Genomic DNA, 25,931 nt, shown 5'->3' with positions numbered 1-25,931 from the left:
TTTTATCACCTCAGGAGGTTATATTTTCACATAAACTCCAATATTTTTCGATAGCAATCATAACTTCAAAGAATTTTTCGGGAACAACAGGTTTTAAAATATAACCTGCCACATGGAAATTATAAGCTTCTATGATATCCTTTTCCTCATCCGAGGTCGTAAATACAACAACACTTAAATGCTGTAGTCGTTGATCAGAACGAAGTTCACGCAAAAATTCGAGACCGTTCATACGAGGCATATTGATGTCGAGGAGAATGAGTGTTGGAAAAGGAATCGGAGGGGCGGTTTCCGTACCGCGGAGTAGGGCTAGAGCTTCTAAACCATCGTAGGCAACATGCATCGGGTTCAATAGATTCATTTTTCGGAAAGATCGCTGTACATTAAGGATGTCTACAGCATCATCTTCTACAAGTAAAAGATGTAGTTCTTTACTGGTCATTCCCTTTACGCTCCTTCATAACAGGCTAACCTATGGTAATGCGAATTGCGATAAAATAGTTAACAACAGCACTATTAACGTGTATGATAGCAGTAGAAGAAAAATCAAGACTAGAAACCTGTATTGTTATGTAAAAAAATTATAATATTTTGACGAATTGAGTCAATAATTAATAATTCTCGACTTACAATGAGAATCCTGCACGCATTTATTAATTCGATGAAATTGGAATACTCCTTTTAAAATAATAGAAGAGGGATAGGGATTATTTGATAAGAGAGTCGGTGAGGAAGGTGTGGCATGGTAAAAAACAATACGCAAATTTTATGGCGCAAGCGACAGATTACGATTGTTTTTGCTTTGACAATTGGCCTAGGTATGATGCTAGAGCTAGTCTTATTAAAGCATTATGAGGAGAGCTTAATTAGGGATGTTCAAGTAACAGTTGCATCTGAATTGGCTGGGAAGACATCTGCTTTAAGTGCTGCTGTTAATCGACGTTTTGCAATTTTACAAGGGTTAATAGCATTTACCGATGCTGTTAGGAATCATGGCGATATGACTATGCATTTTGATGAATTTGCGGAAGGCTTGATAAAGACCACAAGTGGAATTCGGACGTTGATTATTGCACCGAATGGAACTGCAAGTCTTGTTTATCCACACGAAGGGAACGAAAAAATAATTGGTACAAATATTTTCTCGACGGCTCGCCCTGAACAAAGGGAAGCTTTACTGCGGACCCTTTCATCACAGCAGATGGTGCTTAATGGACCTTATCAGCTTTTGCAAGGTGGTTTTGGCTTGGTAGCGCGGCAGTCCATATATAGAGAACAACAATTCTGGGGCCTTGCAACAATGGTCATCGATATGAATGCAGTTTTAGCAGAAGCTGGTCTTGATCAGCAAGGCGAATACACTCGATTCTCTCTTCGTCAGTTGGGTGGGAAGGTATTCTATGGAGATGAGCAGCTTTTTCAAGAGGAACCTCTGATTTTACCCGTATTATTGCCTGATAGTCAATGGGAGTTCGCTGCAGGACCACGGATTTCATGGACTGAGTCTGTAAAACATCAAATGACAGTCGTAAGGGTACTGGGTTATTCTATTTTAGTATTATTACTAGGTTTATTGTATACTGCGCTGATTTGGCAGGAACAACTAAAGCATAAGGTGATGATACGTACAGGAGAATTAAGAGAAAAAAGCGATGAGTTGAATCACGCCGTTGCTTGCCTCCAAGCGAGTAATTTAGAATTGGAGCAGTTTGCCTATGTAACATCTCATGATTTAAAAGCGCCATTACGTGCCATTACTCACCTATCCCAATGGGTTGAGGAAGATCTAAGTGATAAAGAACTTAGTGAAACAACCAAAGAATATTTAGGCTTAATACGGAGTAGAACAGAACGGATGGAACAATTAATTAATGGTATTTTACAATATTCACGGATTGGACGGGTTAATCTGGAAATTGCTGATGTTGATGTTGGCTATCTCATTAAGCAGGTCATTGAAGAGTTGATGCCTCCTGATGATGTGATCATTACAATAGGGGATGGTATGCCCAGATTACAGAGCAATCCAACGATGATGCGGCAAGTTTTTGCTAATTTAATTGGCAATGGAATAAGGTACAGGGATATTGAAAGAGAAGGACATATTTCCATCACAGTAAAGGATCTTGACCAATATTACCAGTTTAATGTAAAAGATAACGGTGTAGGAATTGATCCTCAATTTCATGAGAAGGTATTTGGGATGTTTCAAACATTAGCACCCAGAGATAAAAGTGAGAGTACAGGAGTGGGGTTGACGATTGTAAAGAAAATTATTCAGTATCATGGCGGTATCATTGCTCTAGATTCTCAGGTGGGGCAGGGCGTTAGTGTTACCTTTACTTGGCCGAAAACATTTAACAAATAATAAAACAAGCCCGCTATTCTCTTAGGTGAAAACTTGCATAGGTATATGGATAAACATCAGGAGGAATTTTCATGCAAAGACTTTATGAGTCAAAAAGGCTTGTTTTAAAAGTACTAGACAAAACCGACGGAGAATTAGTTTTAGACTATTACTCAAGGAATAGAGCCTTTTTAGCAGAGTGGGAGCCAATAAGAAGTGAAGAATTTTATACAAGAAAATATCAAGTAGAACAATTAGCTAAGGATCTAGTTAATATTGAAAATAAAAACCTAATTAGATTATGGATTTTCAAGAAGGATGATAATAGCAAAGTAATAGGTACTGTTGCTTTTAACAACATTGTAAGAGGTGCGTTTCTATCCTGCCATCTTGGTTATAAATCGGATAAAGATGAAATTAATAAGGGCTATATGACGGAAGCAGTTCAAAAAGGAATTGAAATTATATTTAACGAATTTGGGCTACATCGAATTGAAGCCAATATTATGCCTAGAAATAAACATTCTTTAAGAGTAGTAGAAAAGTTAGGATTTTATAACGAGGGGTTGGCATATAAATATTTAAAAATAAATGGTAAATGGGAAGACCATATACACATGGTCTTATTAAATGATAAGGTACCTTAAATATAAGGAACTTAACTTTATTTAAAAATAGAAGAATGCCAGAACATTACTATGTTTATTTGTGTAACTATTATCGATATAGCAAAGCTAAGATAATTGCCTGAGCTAGTAGTAGCGATAAGATTATGTAAATATGTTATGACAAGATGATTGAAAAAATGATATAATAGAATCAGATTCCTGTTGTTAACTTTTCTATAAGTAACTAGTTTCGACAAGGAGGTACATACTATGAATATATCTTGGGGTATTTACGTTCGTTTCGGTAGGACCTGTTTAACAAAAACCTGTGGAAGTCTTCGTCAGGCCAGGCAAAGATACGACCGCCTAACTATGCGTAGAAAGAGACCTAATACTTGGTTTGCCCTAATACCAATTCACGGTGAATGTGTAAGGGAAAGCTAAGGTTGAATTTGATTTAATTACTCTTAATAAATAAGACGAAAAGAAAGTATTGGATTGCCAGTACTTTCTTTTTTCTTATTTATATGTAACTGATTGCAAATAGAGAGTAGCATTTTTGCGCATAATAAAAAGATCAAATTTTTAGAAAGAGGTTTTATTATGATAAAAAAAATTCGCCGAATGCTTTTTGGGCGGCCTTTACATAACAAAGAGTTAACTCACCAAAAACTGCCAAGATGGAAAGCGCTTTCTATTTTCTCCTCAGATGCCTTGTCTTCTGTAGGGTATGGGCCTGAGCAGATTGCGTTAACCTTCGCACTTTCTGGTTTGCTAGTTTATGGTTATTTTTCTTATGTCTTAATTGCAGTACTAATACTCCTTACGGTGGTCACCATTTCATACGCTCAGGTTGCAAGAGCAAACCCGGGAGGTGGCGGGTCCTATTCGGTTGCACTTCACAATTTGGGCGAATATCCGGCATTGATTGCAGCGGCGTCTTTATTTGCAGATTATGTTCTGACAGTAGCTGTAAGTGTCTCTTCTGGAACTGCCGCCTTAATCTCCGCTTTTCCAAGTCTTATTGAATACGAAATATTGATAAATCTTGCAGTACTATTTGGCATATTGATGCTTATCAATATGCGAGGTGTCCAGGAGTCGGCTAATGTATTTGTTATTCCTACCTATCTATTTATTGTCGGGATCTTGGTGTTAATTATTTTCGGGCTATATCAAGCATTTACTAGTTCAGCCCCGTTATTACCTGCGGAGTCAGTGGTACGGGCGCCACTGGATTGGACTGTTTGGTTCCTGGTTCTACGTGCCTTTGCGAATGGTTGTAGTTCTATGACTGGGATTGAAGCGATATCGAACGGAGTACCGACATTTAGGCAGCCGGAGGTACTCAATGCCATAACTACTACGTACTGGATGTCAAGTATTCTCGGGGTGATGACCGCTGGTATATCCTTTCTAATTTTGCATCAGCATCTACTACCTATAGAAAATGTAACCATGTTATCTCAATTAACTGAAAGTGTTTTTGCTCGTAATTGGTTTTATTACTATATACAAATAAGCACAATGCTTATACTCTATCTTGCGGCCAATACTTCGTATAATGGATTACCTCCTCTTCTTTCTTTGATGGCAAGGGATGGGTACATGCCACGATATCTTGGTAATCGGGGAGAACGTCTTAGTTTTTCCAATGGTATCATCCTACTAAGTGGGATGGCCGGGATACTAATATACGTTTTTCGTGGAAATGTAGAGCATCTGATCTCCTTATATGCCGTAGGCGTGTTTCTTTCCTTTACCATTGCGCAAATGGGTTTAGTCGTTCATTGGTACCGAAAAAGGGGTCAGCAGTGGGCAACGCGTGTAGCGATTAATGCTTTCGGGGCGAGTATAACAGGACTCGTTGTTCTCATTATTGCTGTTAGTAAATTTTCTGATGGGGCATGGATTGTACTAATTTTTATACCGACTATGATTTATATTTTTAAGCTAATACGTATTCATTATAGTGACGTAAGTGAACAACTTCGCCTTCCCAAGGAAGAGCTCACCGCGAATTTTGGTGAGCCTAGACGTGGAAAAAATATCGTAGTCATTCCTGTCGCCACCCCTACGCGCATTGTTGTGGAAACCTTGCATTATGCACAGATGATTAGTAAAGACGTTATTGCAGTTCATGTGGCACTCAATGAAGAGTCTGGACAAAAGGTGGAGGAACAGTGGAAGCAATGGCAGCCCGATATACCTTTAACAATGATCTATTCCCCCTATAGACTGACGATTACCCCTCTGATTCGCTTTATTGAAAGCCTACGTAAAGAGACTAATAGAGAAGACATTATCTCAGTTCTTATTTCTGAATTTCAAACAAAAAAGTGGTGGCATCGCCTTCTCCATAATCAGACGGGATTAATCCTACGGACGCGTTTGATTCTACAAGAAAAGGTTGTAGTATCGACGATACCATATCATTTAACCAAATAGCAAGTGTAATGGGCTTTGAATAAGGAGTGCAATTAATGTAAATTACTAGAGGTATATAAGTTACTAACTTGACTAATATTAGGAAATGAACCTTCTGCTGTTGGGGTAAAGAGTTATCGAGATAATTCTAGCGAAATTGTGGATCAAATAAATACTTGAAAAAGAGAAATCATCTGCTGTCGGGAGGACAGAGAGTTAGTCAAAATGTCTGGACCATTTAAAGTATGGTTCAGATTTTTTTGCGGAATCAGAAAGTATAACACTTCCTTGATTCCAAGTAAGAACGACTAAGGCTTCTGCCTGCGTCTGAGGACTTGGCCTAAGCCAAGTCTTTTCTTAACTTACTTTTTATTACTACAATCGTTGTGATGGGTGAAGACGAGGAGAGTCTTAGAAGTAAAAATTCAATACACGTAAAGAACTTATCTTTAAAATGTGTTATAATCTGGAAGAAGGATATATGTAGCAATTGATTTAATGAAATATAGGTAGCGTTTGTTTTTTTATATTACTGAACAGGATTTTGATCAAAAATAGATTTTAGATAAATGGAAGCCTTATTGGAGAAAGTTAATGGTTCATTTATAATCTAATGGGAGGGATAATTTATGTATCCATTAAAGTTTATACCAATTTATAAAGAGCGAATCTGGGGCGGAAATAACTTAAGGAAAGTTTTTGGCAGGCAGTTGCCTGGCGATTGTATAGGGGAAAGCTGGGAGATATCGGGCCATGATAGTGGCACTAGTGTTGTAACAAATGGGAATTTGGCGGGTAAAAACATTAATGAGCTTATGGCAGAGTTCAAAGAAAGATTAATGGGTAAAACGTTTAAAAATCAAATTTGCTTTCCATTATTAATTAAGATTATTGATGCGAATGACAAATTATCCATTCAGGTACACCCTGAGGATAAATACGCGCATCAAGTCGAAGGAGAAGCTGGCAAAACAGAGGCATGGTATGTGATAAATGCCAAAGAAGATGCAAAAATTGTTTATGGTCTTAGAAAAGATATTACTAAAGAAGATTTTATTAAAGCAGTGGAATCAAATACGATTGGTGATACGCTGAAAATAGAGCCGGTAGTAGCTGGCGATATGATTTTTGTTCCTGCAGGTACGGTTCATGCTTTGCTTGAAGGAGTTATGGTCTATGAAGTACAGCAGAATTCGGATACCACCTATCGTGTATATGATTATGATCGAGTTGGTGATGATGGAAAAAAACGAGAGCTGCATATAGAAAAAGCCATTGAAGTCATTAACTTTAAAGAACAGCCTAGTTGTAGTTTTAGGAATAATTATATTCATTGTCAGTATTTCACCATGGAAAAAATGATGATTCAGGGTGAAAAAACCGAGAAGACAAATAATCAATTTATCATATACTGTGTAACAGCAGGTACGGGCGAGATCGTATATAAGGACACTATTGAATCCTTACATGCTGGAGAAACTGTATTGATTCCAGCATGTCTAGGTGAGTTTAACATAAAAGGAAATATTGAATTGCTAAAAATAACTTAAAAAAATAAATTGCATTTATAGTAAAAAAGGACTTACAAGCACTCGGTTAATGGCTTGTAAGTCTTTTTCTATCATATTAAATAGTATAGCCGCTCCTTGGAGATGCAGGGATTTACTTGTAATTGGAGTATATTGTAGTAATTAATGGCAGTGTTATTTTTAGGGAGCAAAAAAGAAGCTCGGAGGTGATTCTACATGACAAATAAAGAGAAGGTTTTTCTAGCATTAAGGGAACGTTCTCTTGCAATGGATGGTACCAAGGAATATGGGATAACGGCAACGGACGTTGCAGATAGCCTTAAACTCCAAAGAAATATAGTCAGTCATCTGTTAAATCAATTAAACAAAGAAGGATTTGTTACAAAGATTAATACGAGACCCGTATATTTTATAGATAAAGAAATATATGAGAAAAGAAAGAAAGAATTAAAATTAGTGGCGAAATATTTTTCGGAAAATTTAGACAATATAAAAGCTCCAGAGGATAGAGAAGTATTTAAAGTATTGATTGGCTTTGATGGTAGCCTTAGACATGTTATAGAGCAGTGTAAGTCTGCTGTGTCATATCCACCGAATGGACTTCCCTTGTTACTTGTTGGAAGTTCAGGTGTAGGCAAAAGCTTTTTAGCTCAATTAGTATTTCAGTATGCGAAAGCCATGACGGTCATAAAGGAAACCGCACCCTTTATCTTATTTAACTGTGCCGAATATGCGAATAATCCGGAACTTCTTTCAGCTACTTTATTTGGACACTGCAAGGGAGCTTATACAGGGGCCGATAATGATAGAATGGGATTAATCGAAGAAGCTGACGGTGGATTTTTGTTTTTAGATGAGATACATAGATTACCTCCCGCAGGACAAGAAAAATTATTCTTATTTTTAGATCAAGGTATTTTTCGCAGAGTAGGAGAATCAGGAAAGGGACGAAATGCAAAAGTAAGAATGATGTTTGCGACTACGGAAGATCCGGAAAATAGTTTTCTCCAAACTTTTTTACGGAGAATCCCCCTTGTAGTGAGAATTCCAACATTCCAAGAGCGTCCGATGAAAGAAAAATTAGAGCTAATCTATAATTTTTATAAGAAAGAATCGGTAGCGATAAAAAAAGATATATCAGTTAGCAATCAAGCAATTGACATCTTGCTAAAGAGCAAAGTAAATGGTAACATCGGCAAGTTAAGTAATGCGATAAAACTTAGTTGCGCCAATGCATTCAATCTTTATAACGAGAAACGTTCCAAGTCCATTCGGATAAACATCAATAACTTACCAAAAGAACTTATAAATAATTATGAGGGCATCATTTTAAATCAAATGAATTGTAATGACATGTTATTATCCTGTTCAGATAAAAATGAGTTTAGTTATGTGACGAAAGATCTAAAAAAGGCAGCAACATTAACAACGAATATGATAAATCTCATAAATTCCTATCAAAGATGCGAAGTGAATTATGATCAGTTCTTTAATAAAAGCTTAGTTATATTTAATGAATTAATTGACGACATCATATTTAATGAGATAGATAGAAATACAAATACCGTTATTTTTAACTCAATAGAGAAGATAGTGGAAAATACTTTGATGTATATACAATCCAATTATGGAATAAAGCATTATGGCAATAGTGTTCAGATTCTAACCTATTTGCTGACCTATTTTATAGAATACAACTATGAGGAAGATGAGGATAACACTGATAGGTGTATTGATTATTTAAGTAAATTGTACTCCAAGGAATACAAAATTGCTTATCATCTAATAGAAGCAATCGAACATAATTTAAATCTAATATTAAGTAAGACCGTAATTCTATACATAGTGTTATATGTAAGGTCTATAAATCGAGATCTAAGCCTTGATCATATTTATGCCGTAATTATTGCTCACGGATATAGTACTGCAAGCAGTATTGCTAGCTTGGCAAATAGGATGCTGGGAAAATATATATTTGAAGCTTTTGATATGCCTTTTGAGCTTTCCGCTGCTGAAATAGGTAAGAAACTGAATTCTTATATTAAAACAATTGATACCTCGAAAGGACTAGTCATTTTAGTAGATATGGGTTCACTGGAGAATGTCTATAAAGAAATAGATGAAGAATTTTATGGTGATATCGTTATCATTAATAATATCTCTACCCAATTAGCATTGGACGTTGGAAATAGAATACTCAATTCTCAGCCAGTAGAGCAAGTCGCCAAGGAAGTGGTTGATAAAAATGTATGTAGATATAGTTATGTCCCCGCAAAGAAGAAAAAGAAAGATGCTATCATCACCACATGTTTTACAGGTATCGGAATTGCAATGAAGATAAAGGATTTACTAAATCGATGTTTTGTAAATGAGGAAGTTATGGTGATTGCTTATGATTATGATAAATTAAAAGAGAGCGGAAAAGAGAATTATATATTTAGGCAATATAATATAAAGCTGATCATTGGAACAGATAATCCTCGAATTGAAGAAATCCCGTACATATCCTTAGAAGATTTAATTATGAAAAGGGGAGATGTTGTCCTAGCTAATGCCTTAAGTGAACTAGTAGATAAGGAAATAATAGAACACATTAATAGGGAAGTTGTTAAATCCTTTACTTTATATAACGTAGTAAATTATTTGACAATCTTGAACCCTGATAAAATTCTAGATCAAGTGGAGCAGGCACTGTATACTTTAGAAATAGGGTTAGGGTTTAAACTTCAAAACAACTTAAAAATAAGCTTATATATACATATCTGTTGTATGATAGAAAGATTAGTAATCAAAGAACCAATTGTGAAATACAAGGAAACACAAGAGCCTGAACAGTGTAATGTACAATTTCAAAAACTAATACGAAAAGCATTTAGTACGATAGAACAATTTTACAAAATTGAGATACCAAATTCTGAAATAAAGGTTATTTATGATAGTATAAAGGCGAGAGTAAAAGAGTTTTGTATGTGAAACATGGCAAACAGCACGTTTGTCATGTTTTTTGTATAAGTATTACCGCTAGCTGACTAGAGAGTTATTAAAATGAAGAGAGAAACTAGTGGCATATACACTGGGAAAAAGTTGTGAAAGAATTGATAGTGTAATAGAACAGAAACCAATTTGAATCTAAAATAGTAGCCAAATGAGATGAAAATTGATGGTTACAGGCGTTAGCAAAGAAGTACACTAAATGGCATGCTTCTTGCTATTGTATATGGTGGGATTTAATAAAGGAGGCAAACGATGTGGGACCCAACATTTTATTAACTCGGATTGACAATAGGCTAGTTCACGGACAAGTGGGAAGTATCTGGACTCCGTCTTTAGGGGCAAATTTACTAGTCGTCGTTGATGATGCAGCCGCTGGAGATCCATTGCAACAACAATTAATGGCTATGACGGCTGAGGCTTCTAGTGTAGGAATTCGATTTTTTACAGTAGAGCACACGATCGAAGTTATTAACAAAGCAGCACCATCACAAAAAATATTTATCGTATGTAGAAATCCCAATGTAGTCAAACAACTTGTGGATGGAGGTGTGCCAATTAAGGATGTAAATGTTGGAAATATGCACTTCTTGCCAGGCAAAAAGGCAATTGCCAAAAAGGTTTATGTGGATGATAAGGACTTAGCAGAGTTAAAGTATGTGCAAGCAAAAGGTGTCAATGTGTTTATTCAAGATACTCCGGGCGATATTAAATATAATATAGAGTAAGGAGGAAGTGTTGTGCACAGTATTACTTTTGACCAAGGAATTTGGTTAGCAGTCATGTCGATTATTATAGGTATTGACTTCTGGCTTGAGAGTTTATATATATTTAGACCGATCATTGTTTGCAGCGTAACAGGATGGATCATTGGAGATTTACAAACAGGCTTGATTGCAGGTAGCTTAACGGAGTTAGCTTTTGCAGGTTTAACACCAGCTGGTGGGACACAACCACCAAACCCCGTTCTTGCAGGTGTAATGACAACGGTAATTGCATATACAACAGGAGTGGATCCAAAGACTGCAATTGGTCTGGCGCTGCCATTTAGTTTTTTAATGCAGTATATAATTTTATTTTATTATTCTTGTTTTTCGTTTTTCATGGTTAAAGCAGATCAGTATGCAGAGGAAGCAAATGTAAAAGCTTTCTGGAGATTGAATATCTTAACGACTGCTATTGTGGCAGCAACTTATGGAATTGTAGTATTTTTAAGCACTTATGTTGCTCAAGATTCCATGCAAGTTTTGGTAAGCTCAATGCCTGAATGGCTCACCCATGGGTTTGAAATTGCCGGGGGTATATTGCCAGCAGTCGGATTCGGCATGTTACTAAAAGTTATGCTTAAAGGTCAATATGTTCCCTATTTAATCATCGGATTTGTAGTTGCGTCCTTTGTAAAATTCGCCAATTTACTACCTGTGGCACTGTTCGGTACTGCTTTAGCAATGTATGAATACTATAATTCAAAAGATAAGGCTTCTATAGTACACAATAATTCTAGGAAAGGAGAGGATTATAGTGAAGGAATCTAGAAAGGTTTTATCTAAAAGCGATATTACAAAATTAGGATTAACATCATCCTTCCTTCAGGCTAGTTTTAATTATGAAAGAATGCAAGCTGGGGGATTCACATTAGCAATGTTACCCTTTTTAAGTAAGATATATAAAGGTGACAAACAAGGGCTATCAGAAGCGATGAAGAATAACCTAGATTTTATCAACACAAATACTAATTTTGCTGGATTATTAATGGGATTATTACTGTCACTGGAAGAAAATAATGAGGATCGAAGTTTAATAAAGGGATTAAAAATAGCATTGTTTGGTCCTTTGGCAGGTATTGGTGATGCCATATTCTGGTTTACTGTATTACCAATAGTGGCAGGTGTATGCGCATCCTTCGCGGCGCAGGGAAGTGTGTTAGGACCCATCATATTTTTCCTTGTGTATTTGGGGATATTTGTATTGCGTATTGTATGGACACATTTAGGTTACAACCTAGGGATAAAGGCAATCGAAAAGATAAAAACAAGCTCGCAGACGATAACAAAAGCTGCTACCATATTGGGTGTTACAGTTATAGGTGGATTGATAGCTTCCTATGTACATATTGATATTGCAACTCAGGTTTCCATAAGTGATGGTCATATCTTATCCATACAAAAAGATTTTATCGATCGAATTTTCCCCAATATTTTACCTATGGGATATACGCTATTTATGTTGTTTTTATTAAGGAAAAAGATGAGTCCCCCATTATTAATATTTGGAACATTTGCGATAGCAATATTACTTTCAGGGGTAGGGATATTATAGGATGAAAACAGTAATAGTAATAACGGGTCATGGGAATTATGCGACAGGCCTTAAAAGCTCAATAGAACTCCTCGCTGGACAAAATGGAGATTTATATTATCTCGATTTGATGGTAAACGATACAGACCAAATGCTAAAAGAACAAATGACAAATGTGGTGAAAAAAAATAAAGGTTCCAGCGTGTTATTTATTTGTGACATCCTAGGTGGGACTCCTTTTAAAGTTTCAGTAGAAATTGCTAACAATAGTGATCATATGGAAGTTGTTGCAGGATGTAATATAGGTTCTATATTAGAAGGCGTGTTCCAAAAAGATAAGATTTCAGTTAGAGAACTGGCTGATTCGATGGTTTCTTCAAGTAAAAGGACAACTGTAAGATTTGAAACTGTTAATAAAAATACTGTTATCGATCCTGAGGAAGGTATTTGAAGAATTAGGAGAGACATTTTAAAACTTAAATTCTAGATGAGCTAACAAAAAAAGCGTGTTAAAATGGAATGAGTCAGGGATGGTTCCCTGACTCATTTAAATCGTTACGTTGATTTATTGTAGGATAAGTGTAGCAGAATGTATTCTTGAATTATCCTATTGAATAGTTATCATAAAATCAAGTTTGGGGAAGATAATGGGATCGGTCTTCATACAGATTGAATTTGAGGTGGAAATTTATGAAAATCCCCGACAGGGATACGGCTAAACAGTTCTTACTAGAAGCAGAAAAATTCAATCCAGGGAATTGGGTACCACACTCTTTGTTTACTGCCCAGGCTGCTGAGGCGATTGCGAAAGTGCATCCAGAGCTTGATAGTGAAGTGGCTTATGTGATGGGATATTTGCATGATATCGGCAGACGGGCAGGGATAACGTATCTGCGTCATTCTCTTGATGGTTATCATTTTTTACAACAACAAGGATATGAGGATGCTGCGAGGATTTGTATTACCCATACATTTTGGTTCAATGGCCTAGAGGATTATCCTGGGAAGTGGGATTGCTCAGCAGAGGAAATACATTTTTTAAAATCCTACATAACATCGATTGATTATAATGAATATGATCGGCTTATTCAGTTATGTGATTGCCTAGCACTTCCTACCGGATTTTGCCTACTGGAAAAAAGATTAGTCGATGTTGCCCTGCGATATGGCACGACTGAGTATACTACGGCCAAGTGGAAGCTACTGTTTGAAAATAAGGCAAGATTTGAACAAAGGATTGGCAGGTCTATTTACGATTTGCTGCCAGGTGTGAAGGAGAATACTTTTAGGTAACCTAGTATATTTCCGGAAAAGTGGGCATGTTTTAGTCATATTACAAAGGCTTATCGCAAAGATAAGGTAGCCAAGCATTATGTAAAGCTTGCACTGCCTTTGAAATGAGCTCGGGAGATATCGCGCTAAAACCTAGCAAAACATGTACTTTTCCTTCGTCTGATTGGTTCATCCATAGATTGCCGCTGGAACGTATCTGCACGCCTTTACGCCCAGCAGCTGCAATTAGTTCCTGTTCCGAAGCAAGGCAATCTAACTCTACTAGAAGATGGACCCCAGCATTCATTCCGGATATGCAAATATGATCTTTAAATTCAGCTTTAAGTATCCCCATCAGCATGTCATGCCTCTTCTTCAACTGCCGTGTCATTTTTCGTAGGTGACGTTCCCAATGACCTTCTTGCATAAAAAATTCCAGTGACCTCTGTATTATATGGGGAACAGATGAGGGAATACCAGATAGCAGAGTGCGAGATGATTTAATAAGCTGCTCAGGCAGAACTACGTAAGCAGTTCGCAGAGAAGGTAGCAAAGCTTTCGAAAAACTACCCATATAAATGACTTTGTCTGATGCTAGACTTTGAAGGGATTGTATCGGTTTAACGTTATAACGAAGATGAGAACTGTAATCGTCTTCTATAATGAAGGTATTGTTGGTACGTGCCCAAGCAACGAGACGCAGTCGCCGAGTAATTGGCATGATGCGGCCAGTCGGGAATTGATGGGAAGGGGTAACGTAGACTGCTCCAGCTTTGGTTGCAGCAAGTACTTTAACAGCTAAACCATGATGATTCAATGGAATAGGTAGAATCGTAAATCCGGCATTAGCAAAGACGGAATGGGCACCGAAAAAACCAGGATCTTCTACTGCGATACTATCTGTTTTTTCTTTTAGCAGCTGACAAGCCAAGGTAAGACTATGTTGTGTTCCGGAAGTAAGAATGATCTGCTCAACACTACATTTCACACCTCGATAGTCATGCAAATATCTCGCTATTTCTTTACGGAGGCCAATATTACCATTGGGCGCCCCGTAATCGGTGAGATTATCTTTTTCTTCCCGAATACATTTATTGATAAGCCGTTGCCAATGTGAGAAGGGAATGAGCCCTGGATCAAGTTTGCCATACCGAAGGTCGTATTTCCCTTGTATATTTGTTGGCTGCATAACTTCCGTTGGAATAACTGCTGATTCTAGAGGAGTAGAGACACTGTTTAAGTCCAGTGCTTCAATATAATACCCAATCCGCGATTTGGCGTAAATGTATCCTTCAGAATAGAGTTGTTGATAAGCCATTTCAACAGTAGTACGACTAATATGTAAATCATTTGAGAGTTTACGGCTGGATGGAATCTTTGTACCGGGAGAAAGGTGCCCACTTAAAATTTGAGTCCTGATTTGCTCGTAGAGCTGGGTGTATAAAGGAGTTTTTAGTTTTTCATTTAATACGAACATAGTGCCTCACCGATAAGAATTCAAATTTTTTCTTTTGTACATGTTTAGATTGATACTTCACTAGAGAATTCCTCCTTGTATGCAAAAAACTATGTTTTTATTAGACAATGCAGATCACAATTTTGAAAGGGCCAGTTTTGGGGAAGTTTTATAGGTCCAGACTTTAGTGCTTATGAATTTTAAATCATCACGAATAGAACGTGTAAGGCTCAACGTGCAGTATAATTCTGCACGTTGAGCCGATTCTATCCATAGTGAATTGTCAACAATAAGGGGATAAGAAATGGTACTAAGGTTGTTAAGATAAGGCCGCTTACGAAAGCAATCATTGCCGTGGGCGTATCCGTCATTTTAGCGATAAGCGGTAAAGTGGAGTCCATCGTCGTCGCACCCCCAGGAGCAATCGCCACAATTTTATCAATTTGAATAGCTAAAAACGGAATTAACACAAAAGCCATTAATTCACGAAAAACGTTTGCCAAAAATGCAATAGCTCCTAATTCAGCGTTATAAAGCTGGGTAATTAACACACTTGATAAACTGTACCAGCCAAACCCTGCTCCAACAACTAATACTTCTTTCAAAGACATGTTGAAAAATAAGCTAGCTATGGAAGCACCTAAAAGACTGCCAGCAGCAATGGCTAAGGGAACTAGTAGAATGCGCCAGCCGACTGCTTTTATTTTTACTAATTCTCGGCGGTTATGTCCAATACTAATACCTACGCCAAATAACATGGCCGCCAATACGTAGGTGATTACATTATCTAATACTTGGGAATTCATAACAGAAGGCATCAGCCATCCAAGAGAAATACCCGCTAAAACTGCTGCTACAATACAGCCAATCATTTTCATAATTGTTTTTCCTCTGTGGCGTGATTTTGTAGAAAATTTGCTTTAGAGACTAGAAACCATAAGGCGAATATACTACCAGCAGTACTTAATGCTGCAATCACCAGTGCTTTCCAGCCTAATATGGTCAAATTGGTGATGAGTTCTTGATTACTGCCAATTCCAATACCGACCGAAACTAATAAAATGAATACAATCATCATTACAATTTTATCTAAATGCCCAATCCATCTTTCGGTAATCAAATTACTGGCTCCCAGTAAACAACCAGCCAATAGGCTTATTATAACAATCTCCATGATATTTCCCCCCGTATGGTTCTTTAATCTGACTAATAAATACATGTATTATAGATACCAAATTTAATAATTATTAATGTAGTTAACCCATATAATAATACAATAAATAATAACTATTCGCAAAATGCTAGTACAATACTAAGTTTATGCGACAAAAAAGGCTCAATCGGCAGCGTTCTACTGCATGTTGAGCCTTAAACGATATTTTAAAATACACTTGGGTATAAAAAAGCTACCATTAATGACATTGCTACTACCTAACAATATAATGGATACAAAGATTATCTGTCTCTGATAGATCAATAACTTTACCATTATGTTGCTGCACAATGGAGTTAGATGGTTTATCTTTATTTACAAAAACAACTCGTCCCTGTTGACCATTTGTGAGAGCGACCAGGTTGCCAGAGAGAAAGTTCATCATATTTTCAGTAAAAGTAAGACAAGTTTTAGCATCAATCGAGTAAATGTCTTGGCGTAATTTATCTAAACTTAAATAAGGGCTCAATGCACCAGGAGTATCGCAGTTTATAGTTAAAGATTCATCAAATAAATCCGCAACCGCTATAATCTTGGCATAAGGATGAATATCTTCTGAGGTCAAATTATTAGGATAACCATTTCCATCTTCTCTTTCATGATGGTCTAATATTCCCGAAAGTACACTTTGGGCTATATTTGGTATTTTGCTGACTAAATTATAACCAAGAGTAGTATGTGTTTTGTATAATTCATAGTCCTTAGGAGCAAGAAGATGGGATTTATTTAATATTTCCTGTGGCAGTTGAGATTTACCTACATCATGTAGTAACCCAGCTAAAGCAATGGCGCTAACACTTTCGGGGGGGAATTTTAGCCACGTAGCTATGAGAGCTGCTATGGCACTGACATTAACGCTATGACGAAATGTATAGTCATCACATTGGGGTAAATTATATAATTGGTCGATAACATTGCCAGTGGCAGATATATTATCAACGATATCATCGGCAGTTTGGGTAAAGGTTTCAATGGGGACTTCTTGTGTTTGACGAATATCTTCAAAGGTTTTTTGAACTATGGTTACAGATTGATTATAGCTGTTGATAAATTGTTGGATTTTGGGATCTGTTATAGGATTAACTGTTATTTCAGCAAGTATAGAAACCTTGTCGATATCCCAATTTTGCAAATTCTTTACAATTGATTTATTGATGATCGTATTTTCATTTGCCAAAATTTTTCCATCGCTTGTATAGACATCACGAGCTAATTCCATTCCTGGTACTAAAAATTCAATTTTTTGTTCGACTATTTTTTGTACTTTAGGAGATTCTATATTACTCATCTGCACACACCCCGTTTATGTTTTGTAGATTCTTATTTCAATTAAAATACTTAAATTCCTTTATTCTTTTACAAAAATCAACATAAAATATGGTTAGAATCCTAGTATGTGGAAAATATATAAGGTGCGTACGAAATACTTATTAGGTTATCCAACTTTTTTAATGACACGGATCATTATGTTATAAGCCGCTAATTATTACCATTTAAGGTGTAATTAGCGGCTTTTACGATTTTAGGTATTTAGGTAAATAAAATAAATTTAATAAAAATCTTTCGTTATTAATAAATCAAGATAATGATCTAGGATGGTTAAACTTTGCAGGGTACTTGGTTTGGGGTATTTATGGGTAAGTTTGTAACAAACAATGTCTGGTGGGGGATCAGATAATTTGTAATAAGAAAATTTCCCTTCTTTTAAAGCTGACTTTGCTATCCACATGGGCACTATAGCCCACTGGAGGGGATGTTGCAACAAGGTAAATAATAGTTGAGCACTTTCTAGTTTGATTCTTGACAGACAGAGCGGATTCCACCAGCGATCATGCCAAATTTGGAAGAGTGGTCCCCAGGGTATATAGAGTTCATAGTTTGGATCTAGTTCATTAGGATTTATTAACTTTGAGTTAGAATCAGAAGGTTCTCCCAGGCGAAGGACTACCATTGGTACTGTCAAGAAACGTTCAACATTTACTCCGGGAAGGGTTTGTTCCCTAAGGGCAAATCCAACGTGTATTTGTCCTTTTTCTAGTTCTTCGTAAAGGGGGATAGAATGTAATGTATGAATATCCAATATCACTGGTGGTTGGTGCTGGGTCATTGCACTAAATAGTGGTGGGAAAACAAAGGTATTAAGACTGTTTACGGCACCAAAGGATAAGGAAAGTTTAGGGCCTTGTGACTTTAAAATCTGAGTTTCTAGCCAAAGGGAATTCCATCTTTCTGCTAACTGTAGAAATTCTGCTCCCATAGGCGTTAAGCTAATTTCTTTAATTCCTTTACCACGATCTATCAGGGTCGCTCCCATCATTTCTTCTAATATTTTGAGCCTGTGACTAACGCTAGACTGCGCAAGATGCAACTTTTCTGCTGCCCGACTTAAACTTTGAGTACGTACGATGGCTAAGAATGCTTCAATTCCAAGAGTATACACTACCCCACCTCTTAATTAATATCGATTATATAGATATTTAATAGGTAATTAATTCGTTTTACTATTATTCATCTATAAATTAAAATTATAATAGTTAAAAGATTTTGTCAATAGAAAAAAGTGAGCACTGGTAACGATATAATAAGTTATATTATAGTGCTGTTTTGAATTAGTTTTGGCATAAAATCAATCGCTTTTGATTTTGGTGAGAGGAAGTAAGATGTATGAAAAATGTAGGATTTCGAATTTACAGCAAAGTAGTTAGACCACCAAGAGGGCTGGTAGAAGGATTTAGGGGAATACCAGTTGCAAATATCGCAGATAACATGAATCGGACATCATGCATGGACGCTAGAATTAGAAATATGAACGGAACTCCACTTTTGGGAACTGCATTCACAGTAAAATCCAGACCTGGAGATAACCTGATGTTAAATAAAGCAATTGATATGGCTGCTTCCGGCGATGTGATAATCGTAGACACTGCTGGTGAAACAGGAAATGCAATTACTGGTGAGATGATGATTACCTGGGCACAACAAAGGGGAATCGCTGGTTTTATTATTGATGGAGCGGTTCGTGATGCTGGAGTCATAAGAAAAATGACTTTTCCCGTTTACGCAGCAGGTGTAACCCCGAAAGGACCATATAAGGATGGACCTGGTGAAATTAATGTTTCAATATCATGTGGTGGTGTTGTGATAAATCCGGGGGATATAATTGTCGGTGATGAAGATGGTGTAGTTGTTATTGATCCTAAAGATGCACCGGAAATTCTGATAAGGTCTAAAGCAACGGTACTGAAAGAAATGGGGATGATGGAATCCATTAAAAGCAAAACATGGGATAGGACATGGGTAGATAAAATACTACACGATAAGGGATGCGAGTATATTGACTGAGTCGAAAACGTAACCCAATAGCGCAAATAAGAATGAAGACTTTGTAATTTCGACTAGTAAGAATAAGTCGATTTAATAGTAAGGAGGAGAAAAAATGTCTCAAAACACAGCAGGTATAGAAACAAAAGCCATAGCAGGGAAACCTACTAAGTTTCGATGGGTTGTTGCAGGACTTATTTTTTTGGTATATACAGTGGCTGCCGCTGATCGTGCGAATATGGGAATGGCCTTGCCGTTTATCAGGAGTGAATTCCAGATGAGCAATACAGAGGCAGGAGCTCTTGTCAGTCTGTTTTTGTTGGCGTATGCGATTGCCCAGATACCTTCTGGGTTTGCGTTTAGTAAGTTTGGGGTACAAAAAATATTTTCATTAGCAATGATTATGACGTCTATTTTCACAGGGCTCATAGGAACTTCGAGTTCACCTCTCATGATGAAAATATATCGTTTCGGACTGGGATTGGCAGAAGGACCGCTACCGATTGGGATTACATCTACGATTAATAATTGGTTTCCGCCAAGAGAAAAAGGATTTACAACAGGTCTTTTCCTTTCCGCAGCTAAGTTTGGCCCAGTATTAGTTCCACCGCTATGTGCTCTAATCATCCAAATGTCCAGTTGGCATTATATTTTTTACTTATTTGCTTTGCCAGGTATATTCCTCTCTATCATTTGGTACATTCTAGTGAAAAATCATCCATCGGAAAGTCCATACTGTTCTCCTGCAGAATTGAAGTATATTGAGTCTGAACAGAGTGATCAAAAAACTGTGGTACAAAAGAGACCATACACGCTTAAATGGTTAGATCAATTCATCCGGGCAAGAAAAGCGGATCCTTTAGACACTAACTCCAGGATATTCCGCTCTTGGGATATATGGGGAAGTACCCTTGGTTACTTCTTTATGATGGGTATTACTAATGTCTTATTGGCCTGGATCCCCACTTATTTAGTAACTGTTAAACACTTCACGATTATGAAAATGGGTTTTGTTGCCTCGGCTCCCTGGGTAGGAGCGGTAGTAGGGAATATGTTGGGTGGTTGGTTTTCAGACAAGGTGATAAATAAACGTCGCAAGCCCCTCATGATGATGAGCTCATTGTCCACAGCTTTTATGATGTATGCATTAATAAGTGCGCCTAACGATCCATTTTTTCTCGGCACGCTTTTGTTCATGACGGGTATCCTAATGAATTTCGGCTTTTCAGCCTATATGGTATATCCTATGGGGCTGACGACTAAAAAAACATTTCCGATTGCTGGTTCTGTAATTAATACAGGCGGGCAACTTGGCGGCGCTTGTGCTCCGCTAATTACAGGGATGATTCTCGATGCGTACAGTTGGGATGCGGTATTCATGTTTTTAGCCGCTAGTTCTTTTATGAGCCTATTGATTATTTCGACAATAACCGAACCCGTCGAAGATCCTTTAAACACGTAACCTGTAAATAATTATAAAACAACCCAAGAGTCACATAAAAAAGGACTCTTGGGTTATTTTTACGGAATCAGAAAGAATAACACTTTCTTGATTCCAAGTAAGAACGACTAAGGCTTTTGCCTGCGTCTGAGGACTTGGCTTAAGCCAAGTCTTTTCTTATATTACAATATCTGTGGTATTAGGAGTTTATTTTTTCCGAATTTCTATTAGTGAGTCGATATATAGTAACCACTTTTTTTCAATATAGGTATAATACGAACAGCGGTAAGGGATATTATCACACTTAAAATTAAATCAGAAGTTATGTAGGGGAGAAAGCCAGCTCCGATGGCTGCCTGCAGTGTCATCTGTTTATGTAAGTAGAAATTCACGATGAGATATAAATAACCTACACCACATAAATAAACAAGGAGTAATCCGAGGAGTACGGAGATAAATATTTTCATGAAACTTATTGTAGTAAAATTTTGAACCAATCGACCTACTGTATAGGAGCAGGCCATGAAACCTAAAAGATAACCAAAGGTTGGTTGTAATATATAGGTTGGACCACCACCACTAGCAAAGATCGGAATGCCCATTAACCCGATACTTACATATAGTAATTGTGAATAAAGACCCTTACTTCCACCTAAAAAAATCCCTGAATAGGCACAAAATAAGAATTGCAGTGTAAAAGGTACAAGGGGCGTAGGAATTTTTATAAATGCTCCTACTGCAGTTAATGCGGCAAAAATTGAAATTAAGATCATTTCCCTAAGTGTCAGTTTCATAAAAAAATCCTCCTATCATTTTGAATCTTTATATATAGTTTATAATATCTTGGACTGAAATGTAAACCTGATTATTGAAAGTGGTTTACGATGGTCATAAGTAAAAACAATAAATACAGGTGGAGTTCTATGGCACCCCCTAGCGTAGTCAAAAGTCGTATTTAATTTTAAGGTTCAACTTGCAATTATTCATTGCAGTTGAACCTTTTCGCGCGTAAGCGTTCGGTGAGGGCCGAAATAAACGTAGTATGTTTACATTTTTGTTTACCTGACGTGGACTGGTAATGTACTATTAACTGGCAAGGGAAACTTCTCTGAGAGAAAGACTATCATGGTAAAAAAAGGTGTGTAAAAAAGGTAAGTGGGTGAGTAAAAGTGTAAATGGAATCAAATATAGTAACAAAATTCTGAAAAAATTAATAAATTCAATCTAGTAATTATGTGGTCCAACAGGTGCTAGTACCCAAATTAACCACTATATGGCATGGATATTGCAATAATAATAGACAGGAGGGTTAGATGGTGAAGAGAAAGCTTCGAAGTATTATTTTAAAAGAAGATAAAAAAGAACCACTTACGGATATGCAGTTAGGCGAAAAATTATTGGTAAGTAGAGAATATATAACATCATTACGTAAAGAATTAGATATTTTAGATTCTCGAGATCGTAAAAAAAGATACATATGTGAAGAGATTGTCCAACTTCTCCAATCGAATAAAACTTTATCTTATCGCGAAATTACAAGCACAATAAAAGCTAGAGGATATAAATTATCTCGTTATCTTGTGGTCAAATATTTAGAAGAAATCAAAGAAGTGAACAACAATCAATGCGAAATCCAACGAGATGTAATTCCAAAGGAGACGAAAGATAATCATCCTGAAAATCTAAAATATATATCCTTCAAAAATCTAGTTGGCGAAAGTGGAAGTTTAGAAATTCAAATACAACAAGCGAAAGCAGCAGTGTTGTATCCGCCCAATGGTCTTCATTGCTTAATTCTAGGAGAAACAGGTGTCGGAAAAAGTGAACTTGCTGAAGCCATGTATAAATTTTCGGTTGAAAGCGGCAGATTGACAAAGGATTCACCTTTTATTGTATTTAACTGCGCAGACTACGCAGAGAATCCACAACTCCTTATCTCCCACTTATTTGGGAGTCTAAAGGGAGCTTATACAGGCGCATTGAGTGATCGAAAAGGCTTAATTGAACAAGCAGACGGAGGAATCTTATTTTTAGATGAAGTACACCGTCTCACATCTGAGGGGCAGGAAATGCTATTCCAGTTGATAGACAAAGGATGTTTTCGAAGACTCGGAGAGTCTGATTGTACTAGGCAGGCGCAAGTTCAATTAATCGCCGCCACAACTGAAAATATTGAAACATCCCTGCTAGCCACATTTAAAAGAAGAATTCCTATGATTATCGAAGTGCCTTCTTTAAATAAAAGACCCTTGAATGAAAGGTTAAAATTAATTAAAAACTTCTTTGGTTATGAATCAACAAGAATGAATGCGCCAATCCACGTCTCCTTAGATGTCATGAAATCCTATTTATTATATGAATGCTTTGGTAATATAGGACAGTTGAAAAGTGACATACAGGTTGCTTGTGCAAAAAGCTTTTTAACTTACGTAATGGAAAAAGAAGAATGCGTAAAAATCGATGTACGAGATTTGAATCTGCATGTTAAAAAAGGTCTAATGAAAATAAATAGCATGAGGACTGATATTGAAAGTCTCGTGTGGCAAGATTTTAAGTTTAGTCCAAAGCAATATAATAAAATGGTTGAAATTGAAAATGATCTCTATAGTTTTCCAAAAGAATTTTATAGTGACATTGAAAAAACCTATACAGAATATGCGAAGCAAGGCTTAAATACAGAAGAAATTAATCAAATTATTGGGATTGAAATAGAAAGAAAGTTACAAAATGTCATCAAACATGTAAAGGACAACTTACATCCATTATCTACAGATGAGATTGCGAAAGTAGTAGGCGTTGAGATTATTTCCCTAGTAGAAGAGCTTTTGAAACTTGCAGAAAATTCGTTAGGGGAAATGGACCCGTCCATATTCTATTGTTTAGCAATTCATCTGAATGCTACTTTTAATCGCGTTAAGCAAGGTCGAGAAATTATTAACCCTAATCTAGACGAAATAAAAAGAAAGTATAGCATTGAATATGCAGTTGCTTTGGAAATGGTACAGCATATAAAAAAATACTATGGAACAATTCTGCCAGAAGATGAGGTTGGATTTATTGCTTTATATCTAAGGGGTAATAAACAGGAAGAGGAAGCTAAAGTTGGTATTGTTATTGTTACCCATGGATATGTGAGCATAGGTATGTTGGAAATTGCTAACAAGCTGCTAAATATGAACCATGGAAAAGCAGTCGTGATGACATTAGAAGAGAATCCTAGTGATGTGTTAGAACGGCTTACAACGGTTGTAGAAGAGGCAGATGAAGGCAAAGGCATTGTAATGCTAGTGGATATGGGCTCTTTATTAACATTAGGAGAAATGATTTCGGAGAAAACAGGCATCCATATAGAGACAATTGATCGCGTAGATACAGTGATGGTCATAGAAGCGATTCGGCGGAGCATTTTACCTGGTGCCACTAGCAAAGATGTCGTCTATGCAGTAGAAAATTTGAATTATACCTTTAAGAAGGCCAGAGTTGATAGCAGAGTCTTAAAACGGAAAAAAGCAATTATCACCGTTTGTTTAACCGGTGAAGGGGTTGCACTGCAATGCGGCAGTCATTTGAAAAAGATATTTGGTGAAAAATTAAATAATATCGAACTGATTCACATGGGCGTTATTGGGAAAAGAGATCTACATAAACAAATACAAGAAACGATAAGTACCTATGAAATTATTGCGATAATTGGAAGTATAGATCCCAAATACCATGGAATTCCCTTTATATCATTGGAAGCGTTATTTAACCAAAGTGGTAAAAATCAAATGATTAGCCTAATCGAACATCACAATAAACAAGGCGGAATGATAACCCATAGGGGCTTGATTCCCAAAGTAGTAAAGGATGCTAAGTGTATCATGCTGACTGAAGAGCATGATAAAAAACAAGTACTTAAAAACATTTGCAATACGTTACTACAAGAAGGGTACGTAAGAGCTGGCTATTACGAAGCAGTTATGGAGCGAGAGAATATGGGCAGTTATATCATAAACCAAAAAGTTGCATTGCCCCATGCCGATAGCAGCTACGTAAATCATCCTGTAATTGTTGTTGCAAAAACAGCGAAACCAATTTTTTGGGATGACGATAATAAAGTATCCTTGATTTGTTTATTAGCGTTAGATATAGATGGAAAAGATGGTGTAAGATTTTTATTTAATAAGTTTAATAATGAAAAATTTACAACTCAAATTGGCCAAATGCAAACAGAAGAAGATATTAGGGAGGCACTACTAAATGAGTTATATTAATTTTGATGAAACACTCGTTTTAAAAAATATAGAAGGCGAAAATAGTTCAGATATTTTAAAGTATATGGCGGCAAATTTATATAACCAAGGTTTTGTAAAAGCAAGCTATGCGGAAGCCGTTGTCGCAAGAGAAAAGAAGTTTGCTACAGGGTTACCTACGGGAGGTTGTGGAGTTGCCATTCCTCATACGGATATTGAGCATGTAAATCAATCGGCTATAAGTGTCGGGATTTTAAAGAGGCCTGTAGATTTTGGGATCATGGGGGAAGAAACTGAAAAAACTCCCGTAAAATTGGTGTTTATGTTAGCTATGCATGATAGCCATTCCCAACTAAGTATGCTACAAAGTCTAATGGGTATTTTTCAGGATGAGGAAGTTTTGACTTATTTAGCAACGGAAGAAAGTGAAGCTAAAATTAAAGATGAAGTTGTTAGTAAGTTAAATTTATCTATTTTGAAAGGGGGTGAAAAAAAATGAGTACGAAAAAAGTAGTTTTAGTCGCTTGTGGTACTGGTATCGCAACATCTACAGTTGTTTCAGATGCAATAGAAAAAATGGCAAAAGAAAACAAGATTCAGGTAGAAATTATTCAATGTAAGGTTACCGAAGTTCCTGCATACGAATTAAGGGCAAATTTGCTTGTAACGACTACCATTGTTTCCAAGCAGTATCCTTTCCCAATCATTAATGCAAGAGCTTTCTTGACAGGTATTGGCTTAGATAAATTAAAAGAGCAAATTTTAGAAGAGCTTAAAAAATAAAAAAAGAGGA

Annotated in this window: 22 protein-coding genes; 15 read left to right on the top strand and 7 right to left on the bottom strand. The window is 36.6% G+C overall.

Translation table 11 applies throughout. The features are described 5' to 3' along the window. Nucleotides 1–10 precede the first annotated feature (10 nt). On the bottom strand, nt 11–442 hold the full coding sequence (locus tag UFO1_RS19705) for a response regulator (RefSeq protein WP_038673615.1): 432 nt from the start codon (nt 440–442) through the stop codon (nt 11–13). Between the two features lie 300 nt (nt 443–742). On the opposite strand from UFO1_RS19705, the gene UFO1_RS24160 reads away from it, so the two are divergent. The 10 genes from UFO1_RS24160 to UFO1_RS19655 all read left to right on the top strand — a co-directional run bounded on the left by UFO1_RS24160 (nt 743) and on the right by UFO1_RS19655 (nt 13,493). Next, complete coding sequence (locus UFO1_RS24160; RefSeq protein ID WP_051789026.1) at nt 743–2,368, top strand: ATP-binding protein; 1,626 nt, start codon at nt 743–745, stop codon at nt 2,366–2,368. Nucleotides 2,369–2,439: 71 nt separating this feature from the next. Then, nucleotides 2,440–2,994 (top strand): GNAT family N-acetyltransferase, encoded by a 555-nt coding sequence (locus UFO1_RS19695; RefSeq protein WP_038673614.1) that lies wholly within the window; start codon nt 2,440–2,442, stop codon nt 2,992–2,994. 564 nt (nt 2,995–3,558) lie between these two features. Beyond that, complete coding sequence (locus UFO1_RS19690; protein ID WP_038673612.1) at nt 3,559–5,403, top strand: APC family permease; 1,845 nt, start codon at nt 3,559–3,561, stop codon at nt 5,401–5,403. Between the two features lie 608 nt (nt 5,404–6,011). Continuing rightward, entirely contained in the window at nt 6,012–6,932 is a 921-nt protein-coding gene (locus UFO1_RS19685; protein WP_038673611.1) for a type I phosphomannose isomerase catalytic subunit, read from the top strand. A gap of 195 nt (nt 6,933–7,127) precedes the next feature. Next, on the top strand, nt 7,128–9,884 hold the full coding sequence (locus UFO1_RS19680; protein ID WP_038673610.1) for a sigma 54-interacting transcriptional regulator: 2,757 nt from the start codon (nt 7,128–7,130) through the stop codon (nt 9,882–9,884). Nucleotides 9,885–10,159: 275 nt separating this feature from the next. Then, nucleotides 10,160–10,630 carry a PTS galactosamine transporter subunit IIB gene (agaB, locus tag UFO1_RS19675; protein WP_051789025.1) on the top strand — a complete coding sequence of 157 codons (471 nt, stop codon included), beginning with the start codon at nt 10,160–10,162 and terminating at the stop codon, nt 10,628–10,630. Between the two features lie 12 nt (nt 10,631–10,642). Next, on the top strand, nt 10,643–11,437 hold the full coding sequence (gene agaC, locus UFO1_RS19670; protein ID WP_038673607.1) for a PTS galactosamine transporter subunit IIC: 795 nt from the start codon (nt 10,643–10,645) through the stop codon (nt 11,435–11,437). Continuing rightward, on the top strand, nt 11,424–12,221 hold the full coding sequence (gene agaD, locus UFO1_RS19665) for a PTS galactosamine transporter subunit IID (RefSeq protein ID WP_201771038.1): 798 nt from the start codon (nt 11,424–11,426) through the stop codon (nt 12,219–12,221). The genes agaC and agaD overlap by 14 nt, the downstream gene beginning before the upstream one ends. 1 nt (nt 12,222) lies before the next feature. After that, entirely contained in the window at nt 12,223–12,651 is a 429-nt protein-coding gene (locus tag UFO1_RS19660; protein ID WP_038673604.1) for a PTS sugar transporter subunit IIA, read from the top strand. A 239-nt stretch (nt 12,652–12,890) separates the two neighbouring features. After that, nucleotides 12,891–13,493, top strand: coding sequence for an HD domain-containing protein (locus UFO1_RS19655; protein ID WP_038673603.1), 603 nt, complete (start codon nt 12,891–12,893; stop codon nt 13,491–13,493). A 40-nt stretch (nt 13,494–13,533) separates the two neighbouring features. On the opposite strand, the gene UFO1_RS19650 is transcribed toward UFO1_RS19655, so the two are convergent. The 5 genes from UFO1_RS19650 to UFO1_RS19630 all read right to left on the bottom strand — a co-directional run bounded on the left by UFO1_RS19650 (nt 13,534) and on the right by UFO1_RS19630 (nt 18,581). Beyond that, nucleotides 13,534–14,949, bottom strand: a complete 1,416-nt coding sequence (locus UFO1_RS19650; RefSeq protein ID WP_038673601.1) for a PLP-dependent aminotransferase family protein — start codon at nt 14,947–14,949, stop codon at nt 13,534–13,536. A 245-nt stretch (nt 14,950–15,194) separates the two neighbouring features. After that, a complete protein-coding gene (locus tag UFO1_RS19645) occupies nt 15,195–15,806 on the bottom strand; it encodes a lysine exporter LysO family protein (RefSeq protein ID WP_038673599.1) in 612 nt (203 codons plus the stop codon). Beyond that, a complete protein-coding gene (locus tag UFO1_RS19640; RefSeq protein WP_038673597.1) occupies nt 15,803–16,102 on the bottom strand; it encodes a LysO family transporter in 300 nt (99 codons plus the stop codon). Before UFO1_RS19640 ends, UFO1_RS19645 begins: the two co-directional genes overlap by 4 nt. Before the next feature lie 253 nt (nt 16,103–16,355). Next, on the bottom strand, nt 16,356–17,429 hold the full coding sequence (locus UFO1_RS19635) for an HD-GYP domain-containing protein (protein ID WP_038673595.1): 1,074 nt from the start codon (nt 17,427–17,429) through the stop codon (nt 16,356–16,358). A 261-nt stretch (nt 17,430–17,690) separates the two neighbouring features. Next, nucleotides 17,691–18,581 carry a LysR family transcriptional regulator gene (locus UFO1_RS19630; RefSeq protein WP_038673594.1) on the bottom strand — a complete coding sequence of 297 codons (891 nt, stop codon included), beginning with the start codon at nt 18,579–18,581 and terminating at the stop codon, nt 17,691–17,693. Nucleotides 18,582–18,805: 224 nt separating this feature from the next. Between UFO1_RS19630 and UFO1_RS19625 the strand changes: the two genes are divergently transcribed. Both UFO1_RS19625 and UFO1_RS19620 read left to right on the top strand, forming a co-directional pair. After that, a complete protein-coding gene (locus UFO1_RS19625) occupies nt 18,806–19,483 on the top strand; it encodes an RraA family protein (protein ID WP_038673592.1) in 678 nt (225 codons plus the stop codon). 94 nt (nt 19,484–19,577) lie between these two features. Continuing rightward, a complete protein-coding gene (locus UFO1_RS19620; protein ID WP_038673591.1) occupies nt 19,578–20,924 on the top strand; it encodes an MFS transporter in 1,347 nt (448 codons plus the stop codon). Nucleotides 20,925–21,130: 206 nt separating this feature from the next. Here UFO1_RS19620 and UFO1_RS19615 read toward each other — a convergent pair whose 3' ends face one another. Beyond that, a complete protein-coding gene (locus UFO1_RS19615) occupies nt 21,131–21,697 on the bottom strand; it encodes a biotin transporter BioY (protein WP_038673589.1) in 567 nt (188 codons plus the stop codon). 522 nt (nt 21,698–22,219) lie between these two features. Between UFO1_RS19615 and UFO1_RS19610 the strand changes: the two genes are divergently transcribed. Genes UFO1_RS19610 through UFO1_RS19600 form a run of 3 tightly spaced genes read left to right on the top strand, consistent with a single transcriptional unit; the run spans nt 22,220 to nt 25,921 of the window. Further along, a complete protein-coding gene (locus UFO1_RS19610) occupies nt 22,220–25,159 on the top strand; it encodes a sigma 54-interacting transcriptional regulator (protein WP_051789128.1) in 2,940 nt (979 codons plus the stop codon). Then, on the top strand, nt 25,146–25,637 hold the full coding sequence (locus UFO1_RS19605; RefSeq protein WP_038673586.1) for a PTS sugar transporter subunit IIA: 492 nt from the start codon (nt 25,146–25,148) through the stop codon (nt 25,635–25,637). Before UFO1_RS19610 ends, UFO1_RS19605 begins: the two co-directional genes overlap by 14 nt. Then, nucleotides 25,634–25,921: a PTS sugar transporter subunit IIB gene (locus tag UFO1_RS19600; protein WP_038673585.1), complete on the top strand. Its 288-nt coding sequence runs from the start codon at nt 25,634–25,636 to the stop codon at nt 25,919–25,921. Before UFO1_RS19605 ends, UFO1_RS19600 begins: the two co-directional genes overlap by 4 nt. Nucleotides 25,922–25,931: the final 10 nt, after the last annotated feature.

This window comes from Pelosinus sp. UFO1 (genome assembly GCF_000725345.1).
GTDB lineage: Bacteria > Bacillota > Negativicutes > DSM-13327 > DSM-13327 > Pelosinus.
The sequence above is the reverse complement of the archived record's forward strand: the minus strand, read 5'-3'. Positions and strand labels throughout refer to the sequence as shown.

Bases quoted from the DNA above. Each gene is read 5' to 3' on its own strand.
- UFO1_RS19705 (WP_038673615.1), bottom strand. From the start codon at position 442: ATGACCAGTAAAGAACTACATCTTTTACTTGTAGAAGATGATGCTGTA.
- UFO1_RS24160 (WP_051789026.1), top strand. From the start codon at position 743: ATGGTAAAAAACAATACGCAAATTTTATGGCGCAAGCGACAGATTACG.
- UFO1_RS19695 (WP_038673614.1), top strand. From the start codon at position 2,440: ATGCAAAGACTTTATGAGTCAAAAAGGCTTGTTTTAAAAGTACTAGAC.
- UFO1_RS19690 (WP_038673612.1), top strand. From the start codon at position 3,559: ATGATAAAAAAAATTCGCCGAATGCTTTTTGGGCGGCCTTTACATAAC.
- UFO1_RS19685 (WP_038673611.1), top strand. From the start codon at position 6,012: ATGTATCCATTAAAGTTTATACCAATTTATAAAGAGCGAATCTGGGGC.
- UFO1_RS19680 (WP_038673610.1), top strand. From the start codon at position 7,128: ATGACAAATAAAGAGAAGGTTTTTCTAGCATTAAGGGAACGTTCTCTT.
- UFO1_RS19660 (WP_038673604.1), top strand. From the start codon at position 12,223: ATGAAAACAGTAATAGTAATAACGGGTCATGGGAATTATGCGACAGGC.
- UFO1_RS19655 (WP_038673603.1), top strand. From the start codon at position 12,891: ATGAAAATCCCCGACAGGGATACGGCTAAACAGTTCTTACTAGAAGCA.
- UFO1_RS19650 (WP_038673601.1), bottom strand. From the start codon at position 14,949: ATGTTCGTATTAAATGAAAAACTAAAAACTCCTTTATACACCCAGCTC.
- UFO1_RS19645 (WP_038673599.1), bottom strand. From the start codon at position 15,806: ATGAAAATGATTGGCTGTATTGTAGCAGCAGTTTTAGCGGGTATTTCT.
- UFO1_RS19640 (WP_038673597.1), bottom strand. From the start codon at position 16,102: ATGGAGATTGTTATAATAAGCCTATTGGCTGGTTGTTTACTGGGAGCC.
- UFO1_RS19635 (WP_038673595.1), bottom strand. From the start codon at position 17,429: ATGAGTAATATAGAATCTCCTAAAGTACAAAAAATAGTCGAACAAAAA.
- UFO1_RS19625 (WP_038673592.1), top strand. From the start codon at position 18,806: ATGAAAAATGTAGGATTTCGAATTTACAGCAAAGTAGTTAGACCACCA.
- UFO1_RS19620 (WP_038673591.1), top strand. From the start codon at position 19,578: ATGTCTCAAAACACAGCAGGTATAGAAACAAAAGCCATAGCAGGGAAA.
- UFO1_RS19615 (WP_038673589.1), bottom strand. From the start codon at position 21,697: ATGAAACTGACACTTAGGGAAATGATCTTAATTTCAATTTTTGCCGCA.
- UFO1_RS19605 (WP_038673586.1), top strand. From the start codon at position 25,146: ATGAGTTATATTAATTTTGATGAAACACTCGTTTTAAAAAATATAGAA.
- UFO1_RS19600 (WP_038673585.1), top strand. From the start codon at position 25,634: ATGAGTACGAAAAAAGTAGTTTTAGTCGCTTGTGGTACTGGTATCGCA.